At 68.1% G+C, this 15981-nt stretch carries 18 protein-coding genes and 1 tRNA gene; 8 read left to right on the forward strand and 11 right to left on the reverse strand.

Features of this window, described 5'->3' with window-relative positions; genetic code table 11:
* Positions 1-18 precede the first annotated feature (18 nt).
* The 4 genes from OCL97_RS19325 to glmU all read right to left on the reverse strand — a co-directional run bounded on the left by OCL97_RS19325 (position 19) and on the right by glmU (position 4815).
* Entirely contained in the window at positions 19-1254 is a 1236-nt protein-coding gene (locus OCL97_RS19325; protein ID WP_305339231.1) for an O-antigen ligase family protein, read from the reverse strand.
* Positions 1251-2630, reverse strand: coding sequence for a glutathione-disulfide reductase (gene gor, locus OCL97_RS19330; protein WP_377371397.1), 1380 nt, complete (start codon positions 2628-2630; stop codon positions 1251-1253). Before gor ends, OCL97_RS19325 begins: the two co-directional genes overlap by 4 nt.
* Before the next feature lie 84 nt (positions 2631-2714).
* Positions 2715-3398 (reverse strand): ribose-5-phosphate isomerase RpiA, encoded by a 684-nt coding sequence (gene rpiA / locus OCL97_RS19335; protein WP_377371398.1) that lies wholly within the window; start codon positions 3396-3398, stop codon positions 2715-2717.
* Between the two features lie 37 nt (positions 3399-3435).
* Positions 3436-4815 carry a bifunctional UDP-N-acetylglucosamine diphosphorylase/glucosamine-1-phosphate N-acetyltransferase GlmU gene (gene glmU, locus OCL97_RS19340; protein WP_377371399.1) on the reverse strand — a complete coding sequence of 460 codons (1380 nt, stop codon included), beginning with the start codon at positions 4813-4815 and terminating at the stop codon, positions 3436-3438.
* A 56-nt stretch (positions 4816-4871) separates the two neighbouring features.
* Here glmU and gph point away from each other — a divergent pair, with 56 nt between their 5' ends.
* Both gph and OCL97_RS19350 read left to right on the forward strand, forming a co-directional pair.
* Entirely contained in the window at positions 4872-5585 is a 714-nt protein-coding gene (gene gph / locus OCL97_RS19345) for a phosphoglycolate phosphatase (RefSeq protein WP_377371400.1), read from the forward strand.
* 16 nt (positions 5586-5601) lie between these two features.
* Positions 5602-5676, forward strand: a tRNA-Val gene (locus OCL97_RS19350).
* A 66-nt stretch (positions 5677-5742) separates the two neighbouring features.
* Here the strand turns inward: OCL97_RS19350 and OCL97_RS19355 are convergent.
* Positions 5743-6393, reverse strand: a complete 651-nt coding sequence (locus OCL97_RS19355; protein WP_377371401.1) for a class I SAM-dependent methyltransferase — start codon at positions 6391-6393, stop codon at positions 5743-5745.
* Between the two features lie 244 nt (positions 6394-6637).
* A complete protein-coding gene (locus OCL97_RS19360) occupies positions 6638-7105 on the reverse strand; it encodes a 2TM domain-containing protein (RefSeq protein WP_377371402.1) in 468 nt (155 codons plus the stop codon).
* A 218-nt stretch (positions 7106-7323) separates the two neighbouring features.
* Between OCL97_RS19360 and OCL97_RS19365 the strand changes: the two genes are divergently transcribed.
* A complete protein-coding gene (locus OCL97_RS19365; RefSeq protein WP_304779322.1) occupies positions 7324-7950 on the forward strand; it encodes an HAD hydrolase-like protein in 627 nt (208 codons plus the stop codon).
* Here the strand turns inward: OCL97_RS19365 and OCL97_RS19370 are convergent.
* Positions 7947-8438, reverse strand: coding sequence for a YdcF family protein (locus tag OCL97_RS19370; RefSeq protein WP_377371403.1), 492 nt, complete (start codon positions 8436-8438; stop codon positions 7947-7949). The two genes, OCL97_RS19365 and OCL97_RS19370, sit on opposite strands and share 4 nt — an antisense overlap.
* A gap of 32 nt (positions 8439-8470) precedes the next feature.
* Positions 8471-8785, reverse strand: a complete 315-nt coding sequence (locus tag OCL97_RS19375; protein ID WP_304779317.1) for a hypothetical protein — start codon at positions 8783-8785, stop codon at positions 8471-8473.
* 248 nt (positions 8786-9033) lie between these two features.
* Here OCL97_RS19375 and OCL97_RS19380 point away from each other — a divergent pair, with 248 nt between their 5' ends.
* From OCL97_RS19380 to OCL97_RS19395, 4 genes are read left to right on the forward strand one after another with little or no spacing between them, the layout of a single operon-like run.
* A complete protein-coding gene (locus OCL97_RS19380; RefSeq protein ID WP_377371404.1) occupies positions 9034-10149 on the forward strand; it encodes an ABC transporter permease in 1116 nt (371 codons plus the stop codon).
* A 2-nt stretch (positions 10150-10151) separates the two neighbouring features.
* Positions 10152-10982, forward strand: a complete 831-nt coding sequence (locus OCL97_RS19385; RefSeq protein ID WP_370690211.1) for an ABC transporter ATP-binding protein — start codon at positions 10152-10154, stop codon at positions 10980-10982.
* Positions 10982-11920 (forward strand): MlaD family protein, encoded by a 939-nt coding sequence (locus OCL97_RS19390; protein ID WP_304779311.1) that lies wholly within the window; start codon positions 10982-10984, stop codon positions 11918-11920. Before OCL97_RS19385 ends, OCL97_RS19390 begins: the two co-directional genes overlap by 1 nt.
* Positions 11917-12558, forward strand: coding sequence for an ABC-type transport auxiliary lipoprotein family protein (locus OCL97_RS19395; RefSeq protein WP_377371405.1), 642 nt, complete (start codon positions 11917-11919; stop codon positions 12556-12558). The genes OCL97_RS19390 and OCL97_RS19395 overlap by 4 nt, the downstream gene beginning before the upstream one ends.
* Before the next feature lie 21 nt (positions 12559-12579).
* On the opposite strand, the gene folD is transcribed toward OCL97_RS19395, so the two are convergent.
* The 3 genes from folD to OCL97_RS19410 form a co-directional block, all read right to left on the reverse strand.
* Positions 12580-13476: a bifunctional methylenetetrahydrofolate dehydrogenase/methenyltetrahydrofolate cyclohydrolase FolD gene (gene folD / locus OCL97_RS19400; RefSeq protein WP_377371406.1), complete on the reverse strand. Its 897-nt coding sequence runs from the start codon at positions 13474-13476 to the stop codon at positions 12580-12582.
* Between the two features lie 85 nt (positions 13477-13561).
* Entirely contained in the window at positions 13562-14569 is a 1008-nt protein-coding gene (locus OCL97_RS19405) for a phospholipase C/P1 nuclease family protein (protein ID WP_377371407.1), read from the reverse strand.
* Between the two features lie 85 nt (positions 14570-14654).
* Positions 14655-15236, reverse strand: a complete 582-nt coding sequence (locus OCL97_RS19410) for a glutathione S-transferase family protein (protein ID WP_377371408.1) — start codon at positions 15234-15236, stop codon at positions 14655-14657.
* A gap of 261 nt (positions 15237-15497) precedes the next feature.
* Here OCL97_RS19410 and OCL97_RS19415 point away from each other — a divergent pair, with 261 nt between their 5' ends.
* On the forward strand, positions 15498-15881 hold the full coding sequence (locus OCL97_RS19415; RefSeq protein WP_370690209.1) for a 3D domain-containing protein: 384 nt from the start codon (positions 15498-15500) through the stop codon (positions 15879-15881).
* Positions 15882-15981 lie beyond the last annotated feature (100 nt).

The following is a 15981-nucleotide window of genomic DNA, read 5'->3' on the forward strand; positions in this document are numbered from 1 at the left end:
TCTTGCGGGCCGGCGTTCTTACTCCGAGAACACGGCCGCCGTCGATGGCCGCGCGGCCACAGGCGCCTGGGTTACGGCGACCTGGCGCTGAAGGGCGGCGCAGGACAGGGCCGCCAAGGCCCCGAGCGCCAGCCACCACTCCTGCCAGACCCCAAAGGAAAAGGCGCCGAAGGTCAGGTAGGCCGCGCCCGTCGCCGCCGAGATCGCCAGTGCGGCGTCCCGGGCGCCGCGGCTCATTCCCGCCAGCAGGGCGGCCCAGAAGACGGCGGCGGCCATGGCGCCGATCAGCCCCAGCTCCAGCCAGATCTGCAGGGGCGCGTCGTGCGGGTGGAGCTTGATCCCCGGGTTGAACATTCGGCTGGCGTCGAGGCCCCAGCCCCGCAGGGGGTGGTCGGTGATCCAGTCGGCGGCGTGGCGCCAATACCCCATGCGCTGGGCCCAGGAGACCGGCACGTCGCCTTCCAGCACTGTGTACCAGCCCGAGCGCCGCACGATCCAGACGATGGCCGGCGCGGTCAGGAAGAAGGCCGCAGCAAGGGCGCCCAGGCCGCGCGGCGCCCACCTCGGCCAGGCGGCGACGGCCAGGCCCGCGAGCACGCAGGCGGTCAGGGCGATCAAGGGCGCGTCGTATCCGAACGTCACCGACGGCACGACCAGGCCCAGCGCCATCAGGGCGATCAGCCAGGGAGCCCTGGCCACCCGCACCGCGGCCAGGGCGGCGGCCGGCGCCAGCATGGCCAGGACAAACAGGCCCTGGGCGGCGTTCTTGACCCCAAGGTCGGGGCGGATAGGGTCGTTGATGGCCTCGCGCACCGCGCGGTAGAGGGCCGCGCCGGTGAGGCCCTCGATCAGCATCACCACGCCCAGCAGAGCCGTGCCCCAGGCCAGGATCCGCAACGCCACGATCCGCGACCGGGGGGACGCGGCGCGCGCGGCGCAGATCGCGGCGAAGAAGAGCACGGTCTCGGCGATCAGCTTGGCGGCCGTCGACTCCCCCAGGTCCTTGGCGGTGAAGGGACTCCAGGCTGAGGAGCCCGCCGCCCACAGCACCAGGGTGACCACCGCGATGCCGACGGGCCGGTCCTCTTCCTCGATCCGCAGGGCCGGTAGGGTCAGCAGGCCCATCAAGGTCAGCAGGGGCGCGAAGGCGAGCGGCGCCAGCCACCCGACGATGGGTGTCAGGGCGAGACCGCCCGCCACCACCCAGCCGCACCAGGCGGCGAGCTTGGGTCCGGGCTGGGCGGCCTGGCTCACGCGGCGCTCAGGCCAGGCGGCACATACTTGTCGCGCATGGTCACCAGCTCTTCGGCCAGGGTCGGGTGCACGGCGCAGGTGGAATCCCACTGGGCCTTGGTCACGCCCATCTTCAGGGCGATGGCGGCCATCTGGATGATCTCCGGAGCATCAGGCCCCACGACATGACAGCCGACGATCTTCTGGCTCTCGGCGGCCACCACCAGCTTGATCAGGCAGCGGTCGTCGCCGCCGTAGAAGGTGGTCTTCATGGGCCGGAAGCGGGACAGGTAGATATCGACCTTGCCGTGTTCGTGCCGGGCCTCCGCCTCCGACTGACCCACCGAGCCCACCGGCGGCTGCGAGAACACCGCCGAGGCCACCATGTCGTGATCGAAGGTGGTGGGATTGTTGTAGAACTCGGTCTGGGAGAAGGCCGCGCCTTCGCGGATCGCCACCGGGGTCAGGTTGATGCGGTCGGTGACGTCGCCGACGGCCCAGATGTTGTCGACATTGGTCTTTGAGAACTTGTCCACCATCACCGCGCCGCTCTCGGCCAGCTTCACACCCGCGGCCTCCAGGCCCAGGCCCTTGGTGTGGGGCTTGCGGCCGGTGGCGAGCATGATCTGGTCTGTGACGACGTCCAGGCCGCTGGACATGTGACTGACCAGACCGGCCTGCGTCTTCTCGATGCTGGTGTGCTGGCAGCCGAGGATGATCTTGATGCCGCGCTTCTTCAGTTCCTCGGTGAGATGGCTGCGCACGTCGTCGTCGAAGCCGCGCAGGATGTTGGCGCCGCGATAGACCAGCGTGGTGTCCACCCCCAGGCCCGCGAAGATGCCGGCGAACTCCACGGCGATGTAGCCGCCGCCGACGATCATGATCGACCTGGGCAGTTGCGGCAGGTGGAAGGCCTCTTCGGAGGTGATGGTGTGCTCGACGCCGGGCAGATCTTCGGGGCTCCAAGGCCGGCCGCCAGTGGCCACCAGGATCTTGTCGGCGCTCACCGTTCCCTTGCCGACCACCTCGACCGTATGGGGGTCCTTCAGCACGGCGCGGGCATGGACGATCTCGGCGCCGGCGTTGCTGAGGTTGGTGACATAGATCCCCGACAGCCGGGCGATCTCACGGTCCTTGGCCTCAAGGAAGGCGGGCCAGTCGAAGGTCGACTGGCTGGGGGACCAGCCGTAGCCCTCGGCCACCTTGGCGTAGCTGGCGAATTCCGAGGCGTAGACCATGAACTTCTTGGGCACGCAGCCGCGGATCACGCAGGTGCCGCCCACGCGGTGCTCCTCCGCCACCACCACCTTGGCGCCGGACATGGCCGCCAGCCGCGCGGCGCGGACGCCGCCCGAACCGGCGCCGATGACGAAGAGGTCGTAGTCGTAGGTCGCCAAGAGAGAACTCCTTTGAAGCGTCGCCGCCTGAAATGGCGATCGGGCCACCCGGCGGGAACACGTCAGATCAAATGAACCTGCGCCTTAAGGCTCGACAGAGACGACGCCGCCGTCCGTCCCCACCAGGGCAAGGTCGGCGAGATCCAGGAACAATCCGTGGTCCACCACCCCGGTGACGCTCTTCAGGGCCGCCGCCAGCAGGGCAGGCTCCTCGATGCGACCGCAGGAGGCGTCGTAGATCACGTTGCCGCCGTCGGTGCGGACCGGCTGGCCGTCCTTCATCCGCAGGCGCGGGGCGACTCCCAGGTCGCATTCGGTCAGCGCGTCGCAGATGCGCAGCACGGTGGTCTCGTGCCCGAAGGCCACCACCTCGATGGGCAGGGGGAACTTGCCCAGCATGGGCACGCGCTTGGCGGCGTCGGCGATGACGACGCAGCGCCGGGACGCCTCCCAGACCAGCTTCTCCCGCAGGAGAGCCGCGCCGCCGCCCTTGATCAGGGAGAGCGCAGGGCCGATCTCGTCGGCGCCGTCGACGGTCAGGTCGATAGACCTGGCCTCTCCCAGCTCCTTGAGGCGGATCCCCAGGCTGGCGGCCAGTTCGGCGGTGGCGACCGAGGTCGAGACCGCCACGATGTCCAGCTTGCGGGCGGCCAGCGCCTTGACGAACCAGGCGGCGGTGGAGCCGGTGCCAAGGCCCACGGTCATGCCGCCTTCGACAAGGGCCGCGGCGGCCTCGCCGGCGGCGCGTTTCTGATCGTCTGCGCTCATGGCTTTGACATAGGCGAAGGTTGGCCTCCCCGCGACGCTATTTCTTCGCCTTCTGGGCGATCTTCATGGCTCGGAAGCGGGCCGCCCAGCCGTCCTTGTTCTGCTGCGGCGCCCGCGACAGGGCGAGCCCGTCGGCGGGCACGTCGGCGGTGACCACCGAGCCAGAGCCGGTCATGGCGCCGGCCCCCACCGTCACCGGGGCGACGAGAGCGCTGTTGGAGCCTATGAAGGCGTTCTCGCCGATGTGGGTCTCGTATTTGTCGAAGCCGTCATAGTTGCAGAAGATGGTGCCCGCCCCGATGTTGGCCTTGGCCCCCACCGTGCCGTCGCCCAGATAGGACAGGTGGTTGGCCTTGGCGCCCGCGCCCACCTTGACTTTCTTCACCTCGACGAAGTTGCCGATGTGGGCCTCTTCGCCGATGTCGGCGCCGGGGCGCAGCCGGGCATAGGGACCGATCAGGGCGCCGGCGCCCACCTTCGCGCCCTCCAGGTGGCTGAAGGCGCGGATCACCGCCCCGGTCTCCACGGTCACCCCCGGCGCGAAGACCACGAACTGCTCGACCTGCACCCCAGGAGCCAGCTGGGTGTCCCAGCTGAAGTGGACCGTCTCAGGCGCCGCCATGGCCACGCCTTGCGCGAGGAAGTGGGCCCGGGCGCGGGCCTGGAAGATCGCCTCGGCCTGGGAGAGCTGCATCGGGGTGTCGGCGCCCATCACGGCGTTCTCGGGCGCGAAGTTGACCCGCACCAGCTTCTCCTCCGCCGTGGCCAGGCCGACAATTGAGGTGATGTAGTACTCCTGCTTGGCGTTGTTGTTGTCGACGCGCTCCAGCCAGCCGAACAGGGCCGAGCGGTCGGCGCAGTACATGCCGGCGTTGCAGGCCTTCACCGCCAGCTCCTCGGCGGTGGCGTCCTTGGGCTCCACCACGCGGATCACGTGCCCATCGGCGCCCATGATCAGGCGGCCATAGAGCAGGCCGTCCACCGGCTTGAAACCCATGATGGCCAGGTCCGTACCCGCCGCCCGCAAGGCGAACAGCGGATCAAGGTCGGCGGCCTGCAGCAGGGGGCAGTCGCCATTGGTCACCAGAACATTCCCATTGAAGTCGGCCAGGGCGTCCTTGGCGGCGAGAACCGCGTGGGCGGTGCCCAGCGGTGGGTCCTGGACGGCCACCGCGCCCTCCCCCAGCCGCTTGACCACCAGGGCCCGGACGCCGGGGCTGTGGTCGCCCACCACCACCACGATCCTCTCGCAGCCGGCCAGCTCGACAGTGTCGATCACCCGGTCCAGCAGGGTGCGGCCGCCCACCTTGTGCAGCAGCTTGGGAATCGGGGACTTCATTCGCGTGCCCTGGCCGGCGGCGAGGATAACGGCGGCGCGTGCGGTCATGGGCGAAGATCCTGGAATCGGCGGGGACATTGCAATCTCACGGCGTTTAGCCGAAACGGCGAGCCCTTTCGATGGAGCCCGCCGCCGTGCCCGACCTTACGCCCCTCGCCGGCGCCACCATCGCCTTCGATCTGGATGGGACCCTGGTGGATTCCGCCCCCGACCTGATCGGGACCCTCAACGTCCTGCTGGCGCAGGAGGGGATCGCCCCCCTGCCCCTGGCCGAGGGCCGGCCCTTCATCGGCCACGGCGCGAAAATTCTGCTGGAGCGCGGGTTTGCAGCGCAGGGCCATCCCGTGCCCAGCGACCGGATGCCCGAGCTCTTCGACCGCTTCCTGGCCCACTACGGCGAGCACAGCGCCGACCTGACCCGGCCCTTTCCCGGCCTGGTGGCGTGCCTGACGCAGCTGAAGGCGGCCGGCGCGAAACTTTCGGTCTGCACCAACAAGCCGACGCCGCTGTCCCTGCCGATCCTGGAACGCCTGGACCTGGGCCAATTCTTCGACTCGGTGATCGGCGCCGACCTGGCCCCCAGGCCCAAGCCGGACGCGAGCCACTTGATCACCGCCGTGGCTGCGGCCGGCGGCCGGATCGACCGCGCGGTGATGGTCGGTGACGCCGCCCCAGACGCCGGCGCGGCCCGCGCAGCCGGGGTTCCCCTTGTGCTGGTGAGCTTTGGCTACACCGACACCCCGGTCGCGGAATTGGGCGCCGATATCCTCATCGACCACTACGATCAGTTGACGGATGCGTGTCTGCGGCTTCTCACCGCTTGCCCGGCGAGAAGCGGCGAGCTATAGGCCCGTCCCTTCCGGAGGATGCGTAGCTCAGCGGGAGAGCACCTCGTTCACACCGAGGGGGTCACAGGTTCAATCCCTGTCGCATCCACCACTTCCTTCCCGTCCGTCTTGAGACGCTGACCGGGGGGGCGCCATCATCCAACCTGTCCGATGGGGCTCAGGCCACCTTCATGTAGGTCATCAGGCTGTTGGCGCGGTGGAGGAAGCGCATGTTCGGGTGAACATTGACCTCCTCCTCGATGAACCTGGTCACGCCGTCGAGGTAGTGGCTGTTCTGATAGTCGTGGAAGCAGATCAGGCCGGTCTCGGTCACGTGCGGGAACCAGGCCTCGAAGTCGCCCTTCGTCCCCTGGCAGGAGTGATCGCCGTCGATGAAGACCATCCGGGCCGATCCGGACCAGGCCGCCGCAGCCTCCTGCGAACCGGATACGATGGCCTCCACCACCTCGCTCAGGCCAAAGGCGGCGAGGTTGGCGCGGAACTGCTCGTAGGTGGAGCCTGACTCGACGATCTCGGCCGTCTCCTCGTGCCCGCCCTTCTGATGTTCCGGCGAGCCCCGGAAGTGATCGACCGCGTGGACCTTGCCGCGGCCCGACCGCAGCGCGCCCTGGGCCAGGAAGCACGTGGACTTGCCCTTGAAGCTGCCGATCTCGACGATGTCGCCCTCGACCGGCCAGACCTCGGCGAGGCTCAGCAGGGTGAAACCCTCGTGCCAGGAAAGGTAGCCGGGGACGCTGAGGAAGGCGGCGACCTTCTCGAACCGCTCGATGTTCAGCGTCAGTTGGGAGAGGAATTCTTGCGGGGTCATGGCGGCGTCTCGGCGGCGAGAGGTGGGCGACCAGAAACACGACGTGCCCTCGGTTGATTCTGCAAGGCGGCAGGGTCGTGGCGCGAGGATGGACTGCTATCACGCCCAGCCGTGTCCTACCCCGGCAGATGGTCACGCGACTGGGCGCTCTTCAGCGTGCGCGTCACCGCCGCCTATCGCTTCTAGGCCTCATGGGAGGCCGGCGACCGGCCGGTCTCCCACATGGTCCAACGGCCAGCAGCTGTCAGAGCTTTCGGCCGAGGTGCTTTTCGACCTGACGCCGCTCCCAGCCCCCATCGAGGAACGGGACCACGCCGAACACCGTGGCGCCATGGGCCAGGACCCCCAGGCCCCAGCCGAGGGCAGGCCAGACGAACCATAGGTACTGCGGGTAGCCCACCAGATTGATGCCCGCGAGGATCGGGATCACGATCAGGTACTGGGTCAGGTGAATATAGAAGTCCTTCACCTTTCGAACGTGGGCGAGGGCGATAGCTTCGTCGGGTCGGATGTCAGACTGCAGGGCGTCCATGGCAGGCTCCTTGAGGCGGTTGAGGTCGATCTCGAAGACGGCCGCCAGGGCCTTCATCGACTCAAGGCTGCCGGGCTGGCCACGCTCGAGCCGCTGAACGGTCCGCACGCTGAGGCCGGAGACTTCCGCCAGCTGTTCCTGGGACCAACCCCGTTGCAGCCGCAGTTTCTGGATCAACATGTGCGTCCTCCTTCGAGATCGCTCCAAACCTGGACCGACGCGCCATTCCGCCGCCACGTCAGCGACCCGTCAACCTGGCGACAGCAGGCCGACGTTCCGCCGACAGCAAGCCGACGTCCAGGCGACAGTGAGGCCCTGGCGCTCTGCGGACGCGCCAGATGCAGGCTTCACCGGCGAGAACCCTTTCAGCGCCGCGCGCCACGGGCTACGAAACCTTCGTGGCTTATCGACTCGCAATCTTCGACTTCGACGGCACGCTCGCGGACTCATATCCGTGGTTCACCAGCGTCCTCGATCACATGGCGGCCCGACATAACTTCCGGGCCATCGACGCCGAGGAGCGGGAATCGCTGCGCGGAGCGAGCGCGCGTGTGATCATGAAGAGCCTTGGCGTCTCCACCTGGAAGCTGGCGCGGATCGCCAAGGACTTCCGGGCCATGAAGGTGGACGCCTCCTCCGGCATCCCCCTGTTCCCGGGCGTGCCCGAGATGCTGCGGGAGTTGCACGCCAACGGGGTGATCCTGGCTCTGGTGAGCTCCGACACCGAGGCCAGCGTGCGGATCGGTCTCGGCCCCGAACTCGCAGGCCTGTTTGTGCACTTCGATTGCGGGGCCTCGCTGTTCGGCAAGGCGCGGAAGTTCCGCCGGGTGTTGCGCAAGCTGTCCATGACCAAGGCCAAGACCATCTGCATCGGCGACGAGGACCGCGACGCGCGGGCCGCCGACAAGGCCGGGATCGACTTCGGCGCGGTGACCTGGGGCTACTCCACGCCGGAAAGCCTGATCGCCCACAATCCGAAGCTGACCTTCGGCGCCGTGCAGGACATCGCCGCCATCGCCCGCTAGCGGCGACGCGCCACCAAGGCCAGGGCCAGATCGTAGGGATAGGCGAGCACTTCGCGGCCCACCATCCGCAGCCAGTGCGACCGGGTTCCGGCATAACCCTTCGTGACCGGCCCGGCCCGGCTGGCCAGGCCCGCGGCGCGGAACAACATGCGGCACCTCGGCAGGTGATAGCCGTCACTACAGATCACCGCGCCTTCCAGACCCTCGGCGCGGATAAAGGCCGCGGCGGCCGCGACGTTCTCCATGGTGTCGCGGCTATGCTCGTCGAGGGCGATGCGCGCGGGGTCCAATCCAGCCTCGATCAGCAGACGGGCCATCAGGGAGGCTTCGGACGGCCCATGACGCCCCACGCCGCCGGAACAGAAGACCACGGCGTCAGGGTGCTCCTCCGCCGCCCGCCGGCCGTAGGCGACACGCCGGCGCAGGGCGGGGCTGGGGTCGCCGTCCGGCCAGACCGCCGCCCCGAAGATCACGATCGCCCAGGCCATGGGGCCATGATGGCGGGCGGGGGTGGCTCGCGCTAGCCTGCGTTCATCGGCGGGCAGTGTTCCTCGATGAGGTCCTCGCGCTCGGCCTTGCGGACCGCGCTGCGCACGTTCAGCCGGGTCAGCACCTCGGTCTCCCCGTAGCGGGCATGGGCCTCGTCCAGGGCGGCCTGCCAGTCGCGGGCCGACAGGCACTCGGTCTCCCCCGCAAACAGGATGCTGGCGCCCTTGGGCGTCACCTGAGCGATGACATAGTTGGCGCCGACCGGCGGAAGGGTCCGCTCTTCTTCAAGAGCGGAGTAGCGATAAACCGACCCGGACTTGCCGGCGAAATCGATCTGGCGGGTCAAGGGAAGGCTCCCGGCAGCTGGACGACTGAACATGGCCCCCTGATACCCGACCGAATTGGGCGAAAGATAGGCTGTAGCGACAATAGGTGATCACCAGACCGCGAGCGCGCCCGAGATCCTGTTCATATTGACGGAACAACCGGCGCCATAAGGCGTTCGGCGAGTGGGGTGGGCTCTGCTAGGCTCGGCCTTTCGACCCTCGACTCAATTCGCAAGCGGCCCTCCAGAAAGGCATAGACCACCCGCCTATGGAACGACCGGCCGATTTCACCGTCAGAGACGCCCACCAACAAGGCGTCATCGAGCTGACCGGCGACTGGACAGCGGCCCAGATCGGGCCCGCGGCCAGTGGCCTGCGCGACGAACTGGCCGGCCGCAGCGCAGTCGAGCTCGACCTCACAAAGGTCGGCCGCATGGACACCGCCGGCGCCTACGCCGTCATCCAGGCCTCCGGCGACAAGTACGACGCCGCTCGAGTGAAAGCCCGGCCCGAGACGCTGCGGCTTATCGAACTGGTGAGCCAGGCCGCCCTGCCAAAACCCGCGCCCAAGCCCAAGCCGCGCGGATTCCACGAGCTCACCATCCGCATCGGCAAGGGTGTGGTCGACCTCGCCAGGGAGATCTTCGACACCCTGGTGTTCGCCGGCCACCTGCTGGTGGTGCTGTTCCAGACAATCATCAATCCCAAGCGCATCCGCTGGGCCGCCTGCGTGTCCCTGGCCGAGCGCGCGGGGCTGGACGCCATCCCGATCGTGGTCACCACCTCGTTCTTCATCGGCGCGGTGGTGGGTCTGCTGGGCGCCAACATGCTGCGGCAATTCGGGGCCGAGGTGTTCGCCGTCGAGCTGATCGGCATCGCCGTGACCCGGGAGTTCAATATCCTGATCACCGCCATCCTGCTGGCCGGTCGCTCGGCCTCGTCCTTCGCCGCCGAGCTTGGCTCGATGAAGATGAGCCAGGAGATCGACGCCATGAAGGTGATGGGGGTCGATCCCTTCGAGGCCCTGGTCCTGCCGCGCTTCGTGGCCCTGCTGTTGACCATCCCCCTGCTGACCTTCGTGGCCACCCTGGCGGGCCTGGCGGGGGGCCTGATGATCACCTGGTCGGTGCTCAACCTGGGGCCCTCCTTCTTCCTCCAACGGATCGTCGACAATGTGGGGGCGACCCATTTCTGGATCGCGCTCTCCAAGGCCCCGGTCATGGCCGCGGTGGTGGCCGGGATCGGCTGCCGTCAGGGCCTGGAGGTCGGCGGCGACGTGGAATCCCTCGGCCGCCGCGTGACGGCCGCGGTCGTGCACGCGATCTTCGCCATCATCCTGATCGATGCGATCTTCGCCCTGATCTACATGGAGCTCGACCTGTGAGCCTGGAGACGCCGGACGACGTCGAACTGACCGAGGACGAACTGCCGACCACCGGCCCCGCCATCACGGTGAAGGGCCTGGTCTCCCGGTTCGGCGAGAAGGTCATCCACGATGGCCTGGACCTGGTGGTCAAGCGCGGCGAGGTCCAGGGCGTCGTGGGCGGATCGGGCAGCGGCAAGTCGGTGCTGCTCAACACCATCATTGGCCTGAAGACCCCCGACGGCGGCACGGTGCAGGTGTTCGGCCAGGACATTCAGCGCGCCTCGCGCCGCAAGTGGTCGGCCATCGAGCGCCATTGGGGGGTGCTGTTTCAGCAGGGCGCCCTGTTCTCCAACCTGACGGTCCGCGAGAATGTCGCGGCTCCCATGTACGAGCATACCAACATACCCAAGCGGGTGGTGATGGAGCTGGCGGAGCTGAAAATCGCCCTGGTGGGCCTGCCCGCCAACGCCGCCCACTTGAAACCCTCGGAGCTGTCGGGGGGCATGCGCAAGCGCGCGGGCCTGGCGCGCGCCCTCGCCCTCGACCCCGAACTGCTGTTCCTCGACGAGCCGACCGCCGGCCTCGACCCCATCGGCGCCGCGGCCTTCGACGAGCTGATCAAGGACCTCTCCGACAGCCTGGACCTGACCGTCTTCATGATCACCCACGACCTCGACACCCTCTACGCCATCACTGACCGGGTGGCGGTGGTGGCCGACAAGAAGGTGGTGGCCAACGCCCCCGTGCGCACGCTGGAAAAGTCGAAGCACCCGTGGATTCGTGAGTATTTCCTGGGGCCGCGCGGCCGGGCCGCGGTGCGTTCAGCGACAAAAGCCGAGACAATGGTCTGATGGAAAAAGACGCCAACTACGCCCTGGTGGGCCTTTCGACCCTGATCCTGTTCCTGGGTCTGGTGATCTTCGGCGTGTGGCTGGCGAAGGTCCAGTTCAGCCGCGATTACCAGCTCTATGACATCGTCTTCCAGGGGCCCATCAACGGCCTGACCCAGGGCGGCGAGGTGCGGTTCAACGGCATCAAGGTGGGCGAAGTCACCAAGATCGAGCTGGCCCGCGACAACCCCAAGAACGTGGTGGCCCGCGCCCGCGTCACCTCCGACGTGCCGATCCGCGTGGACTCCGTGGCCACCCTGGAGCCCCAGGGCATCACGGGCGTGAACTATGTGCAGATCAGCGCTGGCGTTCAGTCCAAGCCCCTGCTGCGTTCGGTGACGCCGGACGGCAAGGTGCCGGTGATCCGCAGCCAACGCAGCACGTTATCGGACCTGCTGGCCGGCGGCGGCACGGTGCTGAGCCGCACCGTCGAGGCCCTGGACCGGGTCAACAAGGTGCTGTCGGACCAGAATGTGAAGACCTTCTCCGCCGCGCTGAACGACGCCCAGGCGGTCACCGCCGAGCTGCGGGAGCGCAAGGCGGTGATCGCCGACGCCCAGAAGGCCCTGCAGAGCATCGACGCCGCGGCCCAGTCCTTCGCCGAACTCGGGCGGTCGGGCCAGGCGCTGGTGGACGGCGATGGCAAGCGCACCATGCGGAATGTCGCCGACGCCGCTGAGGAGACCAAGGCCGCAGCCAAGGACCTGCGCCAGATCATGAGCAAGCTGGAAGGTCCGACCAGCGACTTCGCCACCACGGGCCTGCCGCAGATCACGGCGGCGACGGTGCAGCTGCAACAGACCGCTGAGGCGCTCGAGCGCCTGGCCAACGAACTCCAGACCAACCCCCGCGGCGCTGTCGGCAAGCCGCCCGCCAAGGAAATCGAGGTGAAGCCATGACCCGTCTGCAGCGCCTGATCCGGCTCTCGGCCGTGGCCCTGACCGCCGTGGCCCTCTCCGGCTGCATTTCGCTCTTCCCCAAGAGTAAGCCGGCCAACCTCTACCGCTTCGACTATCTCATGCCGGCCGAGGCCGCCTCGCCGCCGCGGGCGAGCGGCGAGAAGTTCGGGGTGCTGAAACTCTCCAACGAGTTCAACAAGGCGGCCGCCGGCGACCGGATCATGACGGTCACCGCCGGCAGCGACGTGGCCTATATAGCCGAGGCCCGCTGGGTCTCGCCCGCCTCGGTGCTATTCGACGAGGCGGTGAGCCGGGCCTTCGACCAGGATGGCCGGTCCGCCCGGTTGATCAGCCGCGGGGAGATCGGCCAGTCCGACTATGTCCTGAAGCTCGACGTGCGCGACTTCCAGGTCAACTACGCCACGCCGAAGGGCCGCCCTTCCGTGGTGGTCAATGTGCATGCGGTGCTGACCCGGTCCGCCGACCGCAGCGTGGCGGCCGAGCGCACCTTTTCCCAGACGGTCGCGGCCGACGGGGACCGCCAGGCCGACATCGTGCGCGCCTTCACCGTGGGGGTCAGCGGCGTGCTCCGCGACCTGGTGGAATGGACCTCGTCGTTGGGGAAGGCGGCGAGCTGAGCCGCTGGCGGCCTGGGTCGCCTAACCCTCTAGCCCGTGGATCCGCTTGGCGGCGGTGACGGTGTTGGCGAGCAGGCAGGCCACGGTCATCAGGCCGATGCCCCCGGGGACCGGCGTGATGTTGGCCGCGACCTTCTCCGCCTCCTTGAAGGCCACGTCGCCCACCAGCTTGGTTCTGCCCTCGGCGGCCTTCACGGGATCGCGGAACGGCACCCGGTTAATGCCGACGTCGATCACGGTGGCGCCGGGCTTGATCCAGTCGCCCTTGATCATCTGAGGCCTGCCCACGGCGGCGACGAGGATGTCGGCATCTCGGCAGACGGCGGGTAGGTCCACGGTGCGCGAGTGGGCGATGGTCACCGTGCAGTCGGCCTGCAGCAGCAACTGGGCGATGGGGCGGCCCACCAGCACCGAGCGGCCCACCACCACGGCGCGCTTGCCGGCCAGGTCGCCAAGGGTCTGGCGCAGGACCAGCATGCAGCCCAGCGGCGTGCAGGGGATCAGGGCCGGCATGCCGCTGGCCAGCAGACCGGCATTGACCACGGTCAGGCCGTCCACGTCCTTGTTGGGGTCCATGGCCGCGAGCACCATTTTCTCGTCGAGATGCTTGGGCAGGGGCATCTGGACCAGGATGCCGTGGATTTTCGGATCGTCGTTGAGCTGCTCCACCAGGGCCATCAGCTGGTCCTGGGTGGTGTCGGCCGGCAGGCGGTGGGTCTCTGAATGCATGCCGGCGGCCAGGGAGTGCTCGCCCTTGGACCTGACATAGACCTGGCTGGCCGGATCCTCGCCCACCAGCACCACCGCCAGGCCCGGCTGGATCCCGTGCTCGGACTTGAGCATGGCCACTTCGCCGGCCGCCTGGGCGCGGACCAGCTCGGCGAGGGACTTCACGTCGAGGGTGTGGGCTTGGGGCATGGGCGCTCCTGCGCGGTCGCGAACTTGGGCGTCCGACTACCGGTTCAGGCCGCCCCGCGCAATGCGGGCCGGTTCGAGAAGCCGCCTAGCGCCCACTGAACAGCGAGTCGTACGGATCGACCTTACCGCTGACGGAGTCGGCGACGGACACCGCCGGCCAACCCAGCTTCACGGTGAGGCTCTCCGCCCAGGCCTCGGTGATCAGGTCACGCAGTTCAGAGGCCCCGGCCGCCAGCCGCTCGGTGGCGAAGGCCACGCCCTTCGGATTGGCTGGGCTGAAGCCTCCCGCCTTCTCCAGTTCATAGAGAGGGACCACCTGGCGACCGGCGATCAGCAGATAGGCGGAGACCCGCGCCTCGATGGGTCCGTCGGCGGTCTGGGGTGGCAGCAGGTTGGCGCGCACCATGGTCGGGGTCACGTACTGGGTGGCGAAGACGTCCTCGAAGGGCGCGTGAATTTTCGCTGTCGTGTAGCCGTTAGGGTTGGGGTAATCGCCCCAGCCGTTGTAGTGGCCGCTGACATGCAGGGGCTGCGATCCGTCGCCGACATAGTGGGCGAGGTAGCCGATGGTCACCAGCATCAGCTGTTCGCGGCGCAGGCGGTCTGAGTGCAGCCAGGCGCGGCGCGCCTTGTTCTTCTCGCGGCCTTCAGCGGCCATGCCCATGCGCCAATAGCCCATGTCGGTGACGAGCTGCTGGTACTTCTCGATGATCGCATAGGGCAGGTAGCCGGCCTTCCAGCTATCCTGGCCGGCGGCGCGCAAAGCGGTTTCGTAGGCCGCGCGAGTCGGCGGCAGGGCGTCCAGGCGCGGGCCGCCGAGGATGCGACCGTCCTCCTCATAATCCACGAAATGCGCCGGATCGAGATTGCTGCCGTGCACCTTGCCCGAGCCCTTGATGCGGTCCGGCTCCCGCGACAATTCGCCGATCGCCTGGATGGCGGCGGGGCTGCGCAGGAAAGCCGGCAGGGTCGGCGGCAGAGCACGCGCGGCTTCCTGTCCGATCATCCGGTGGCCGGTGTTGCTCCAGGCGAGGGCCGGGGCTGGCGCGGCGGCGATCAAGACGGCGGCGAGATGCAGGGCGAGGCGTTTCATGCCTCCGATTTGAAGGCCGGCGCCGTCGAAGGCAAGGGCGTGAAGCCCGAGCCACGGCGAATTCACCGGAACGTCGCAAGCCGCCCTAGATGATAGCCAAGGCGTTCTCCACCCGGGCGATCCAGGCCAGCACCCTCGGATAGTCGGCCAGGCGGAAGCCGCCGTCGCCGGCCTCGCGGGTGTAGGCCACCAGGGCGACGTCGGCGAGACTGACCGCCCCGCCCACCAGGAAGGGTGAGGCCGCAAGGCCGCCCTCAAGCCGCTGCAGGGCCGCCTTGCCGCGCTCCACGATGCGCGGCTCCAGGTCCGACACCGCCTTGCCCTGGAAGCGCACCTGGAAGCGGGCGACGGCGACATAGGGCTCGTGGCTGTACTGCTCCCAGAACATCCACTCCAGCATGCGGGCGCGGTCATAGGGGTCGGCGGGGATGAGGGCCGAGCCCTCGGCCAGGTGCAGGATGATGGCGTTGGACTGCGCCAACGGCCGCCCGTCGTCCAGAATCACGGCCGGAACCTGGCCGGCCGGGTTCAACGCCAGGAATTCCGGGGTCCGGGTGGCCGCCTTCAAGACATCAGTCTCGATCCACTCATAGGAAAGCCCGAGATGATCGGCGGTCCACTTCACCTTCAGGCAGTTGCCCGAGATCGAGTCGCCAAAGATGCGCATGCGCTGTGCCCCGTTGTTTGAGAAAGCTTGATAGACCAAGAGTCCACAGGCGCAATCGATGCTGTCTACAGGGGATCTCCGGCCAGGCTATTCCCGGGGTTGCCCTGACGCCGGAGTCCCGGTACTCAGACCCCCGCTGACAGATCAACGACGTAGGATCCCCACATGGGACGCCGCTTCGCCGCCCTGGCCGCCCTTCCCCTTCTGGCTTTCGGAGGTGGAGCGCACGCCGCTCCTTCCGATCCCATCGGGGATCTCCTGATGAACGCCTTGACCGGCGCCGTGCCCGGCTCGGCCGACTATCGCCTCAAGGCGACCCTCTATCATGCCGGCGCCAAGGGCGTGGGCGCGCTGGACTCCCTGGGCTGCAAGGTCGTGGCGATGCGCACGGCCGCCATCGACAAGAGCCTGATCCCACGCCGGACCATCCTATTCATCAAGGAAACTGTGGGGCTCTCCATGCCCGACGGCTCGGCCCATGACGGCTACTGGTACGCCTCCGACGTGGGCGGCGCGATCAAGGGCCAGCGCATCGACCTCTATACCGGGGCCGGCGCCGGCTCGATGAAGCCTTTGCGGCCGTTGAACCTGGCACAACTGACGGTCACCAAGACCGGCCAGTTCAAGGGCTGCCCGCCGAAGTAGGCGGACTCTTCCCTCCCCTTCATGGCAGGGCTATCGCATATGACCGAGCATTGAGAAGAGGAAGGCGTCATCCCATCCGGCCCGCTTGATTTTGGTCTTG

Origin of the sequence: Phenylobacterium ferrooxidans (assembly GCF_042714595.1) — a bacterium.
In the GTDB taxonomy this organism is placed as follows: Bacteria; Pseudomonadota; Alphaproteobacteria; order Caulobacterales; family Caulobacteraceae; genus Phenylobacterium; species Phenylobacterium ferrooxidans.

Excerpts from the sequence above, each read along its gene's own strand:
- OCL97_RS19415 (WP_370690209.1), top strand. The coding sequence starts at position 15,498 with ATGAACGCCTTGACCGGCGCCGTGCCCGGCTCGGCCGACTATCGCCTC.
- OCL97_RS19405 (WP_377371407.1), bottom strand. The coding sequence starts at position 14,569 with ATGAAACGCCTCGCCCTGCATCTCGCCGCCGTCTTGATCGCCGCCGCG.
- OCL97_RS19410 (WP_377371408.1), bottom strand. The coding sequence starts at position 15,236 with ATGCGCATCTTTGGCGACTCGATCTCGGGCAACTGCCTGAAGGTGAAG.
- OCL97_RS19355 (WP_377371401.1), bottom strand. The coding sequence starts at position 6,393 with ATGACCCCGCAAGAATTCCTCTCCCAACTGACGCTGAACATCGAGCGG.
- glmU (WP_377371399.1), bottom strand. The coding sequence starts at position 4,815 with ATGTCCCCGCCGATTCCAGGATCTTCGCCCATGACCGCACGCGCCGCC.
- OCL97_RS19360 (WP_377371402.1), bottom strand. The coding sequence starts at position 7,105 with ATGTTGATCCAGAAACTGCGGCTGCAACGGGGTTGGTCCCAGGAACAG.
- folD (WP_377371406.1), bottom strand. The coding sequence starts at position 13,476 with ATGCCCCAAGCCCACACCCTCGACGTGAAGTCCCTCGCCGAGCTGGTC.
- OCL97_RS19380 (WP_377371404.1), top strand. The coding sequence starts at position 9,034 with ATGGAACGACCGGCCGATTTCACCGTCAGAGACGCCCACCAACAAGGC.
- OCL97_RS19395 (WP_377371405.1), top strand. The coding sequence starts at position 11,917 with ATGACCCGTCTGCAGCGCCTGATCCGGCTCTCGGCCGTGGCCCTGACC.
- OCL97_RS19370 (WP_377371403.1), bottom strand. The coding sequence starts at position 8,438 with ATGGCCTGGGCGATCGTGATCTTCGGGGCGGCGGTCTGGCCGGACGGC.
- rpiA (WP_377371398.1), bottom strand. The coding sequence starts at position 3,398 with ATGAGCGCAGACGATCAGAAACGCGCCGCCGGCGAGGCCGCCGCGGCC.
- OCL97_RS19390 (WP_304779311.1), top strand. The coding sequence starts at position 10,982 with ATGGAAAAAGACGCCAACTACGCCCTGGTGGGCCTTTCGACCCTGATC.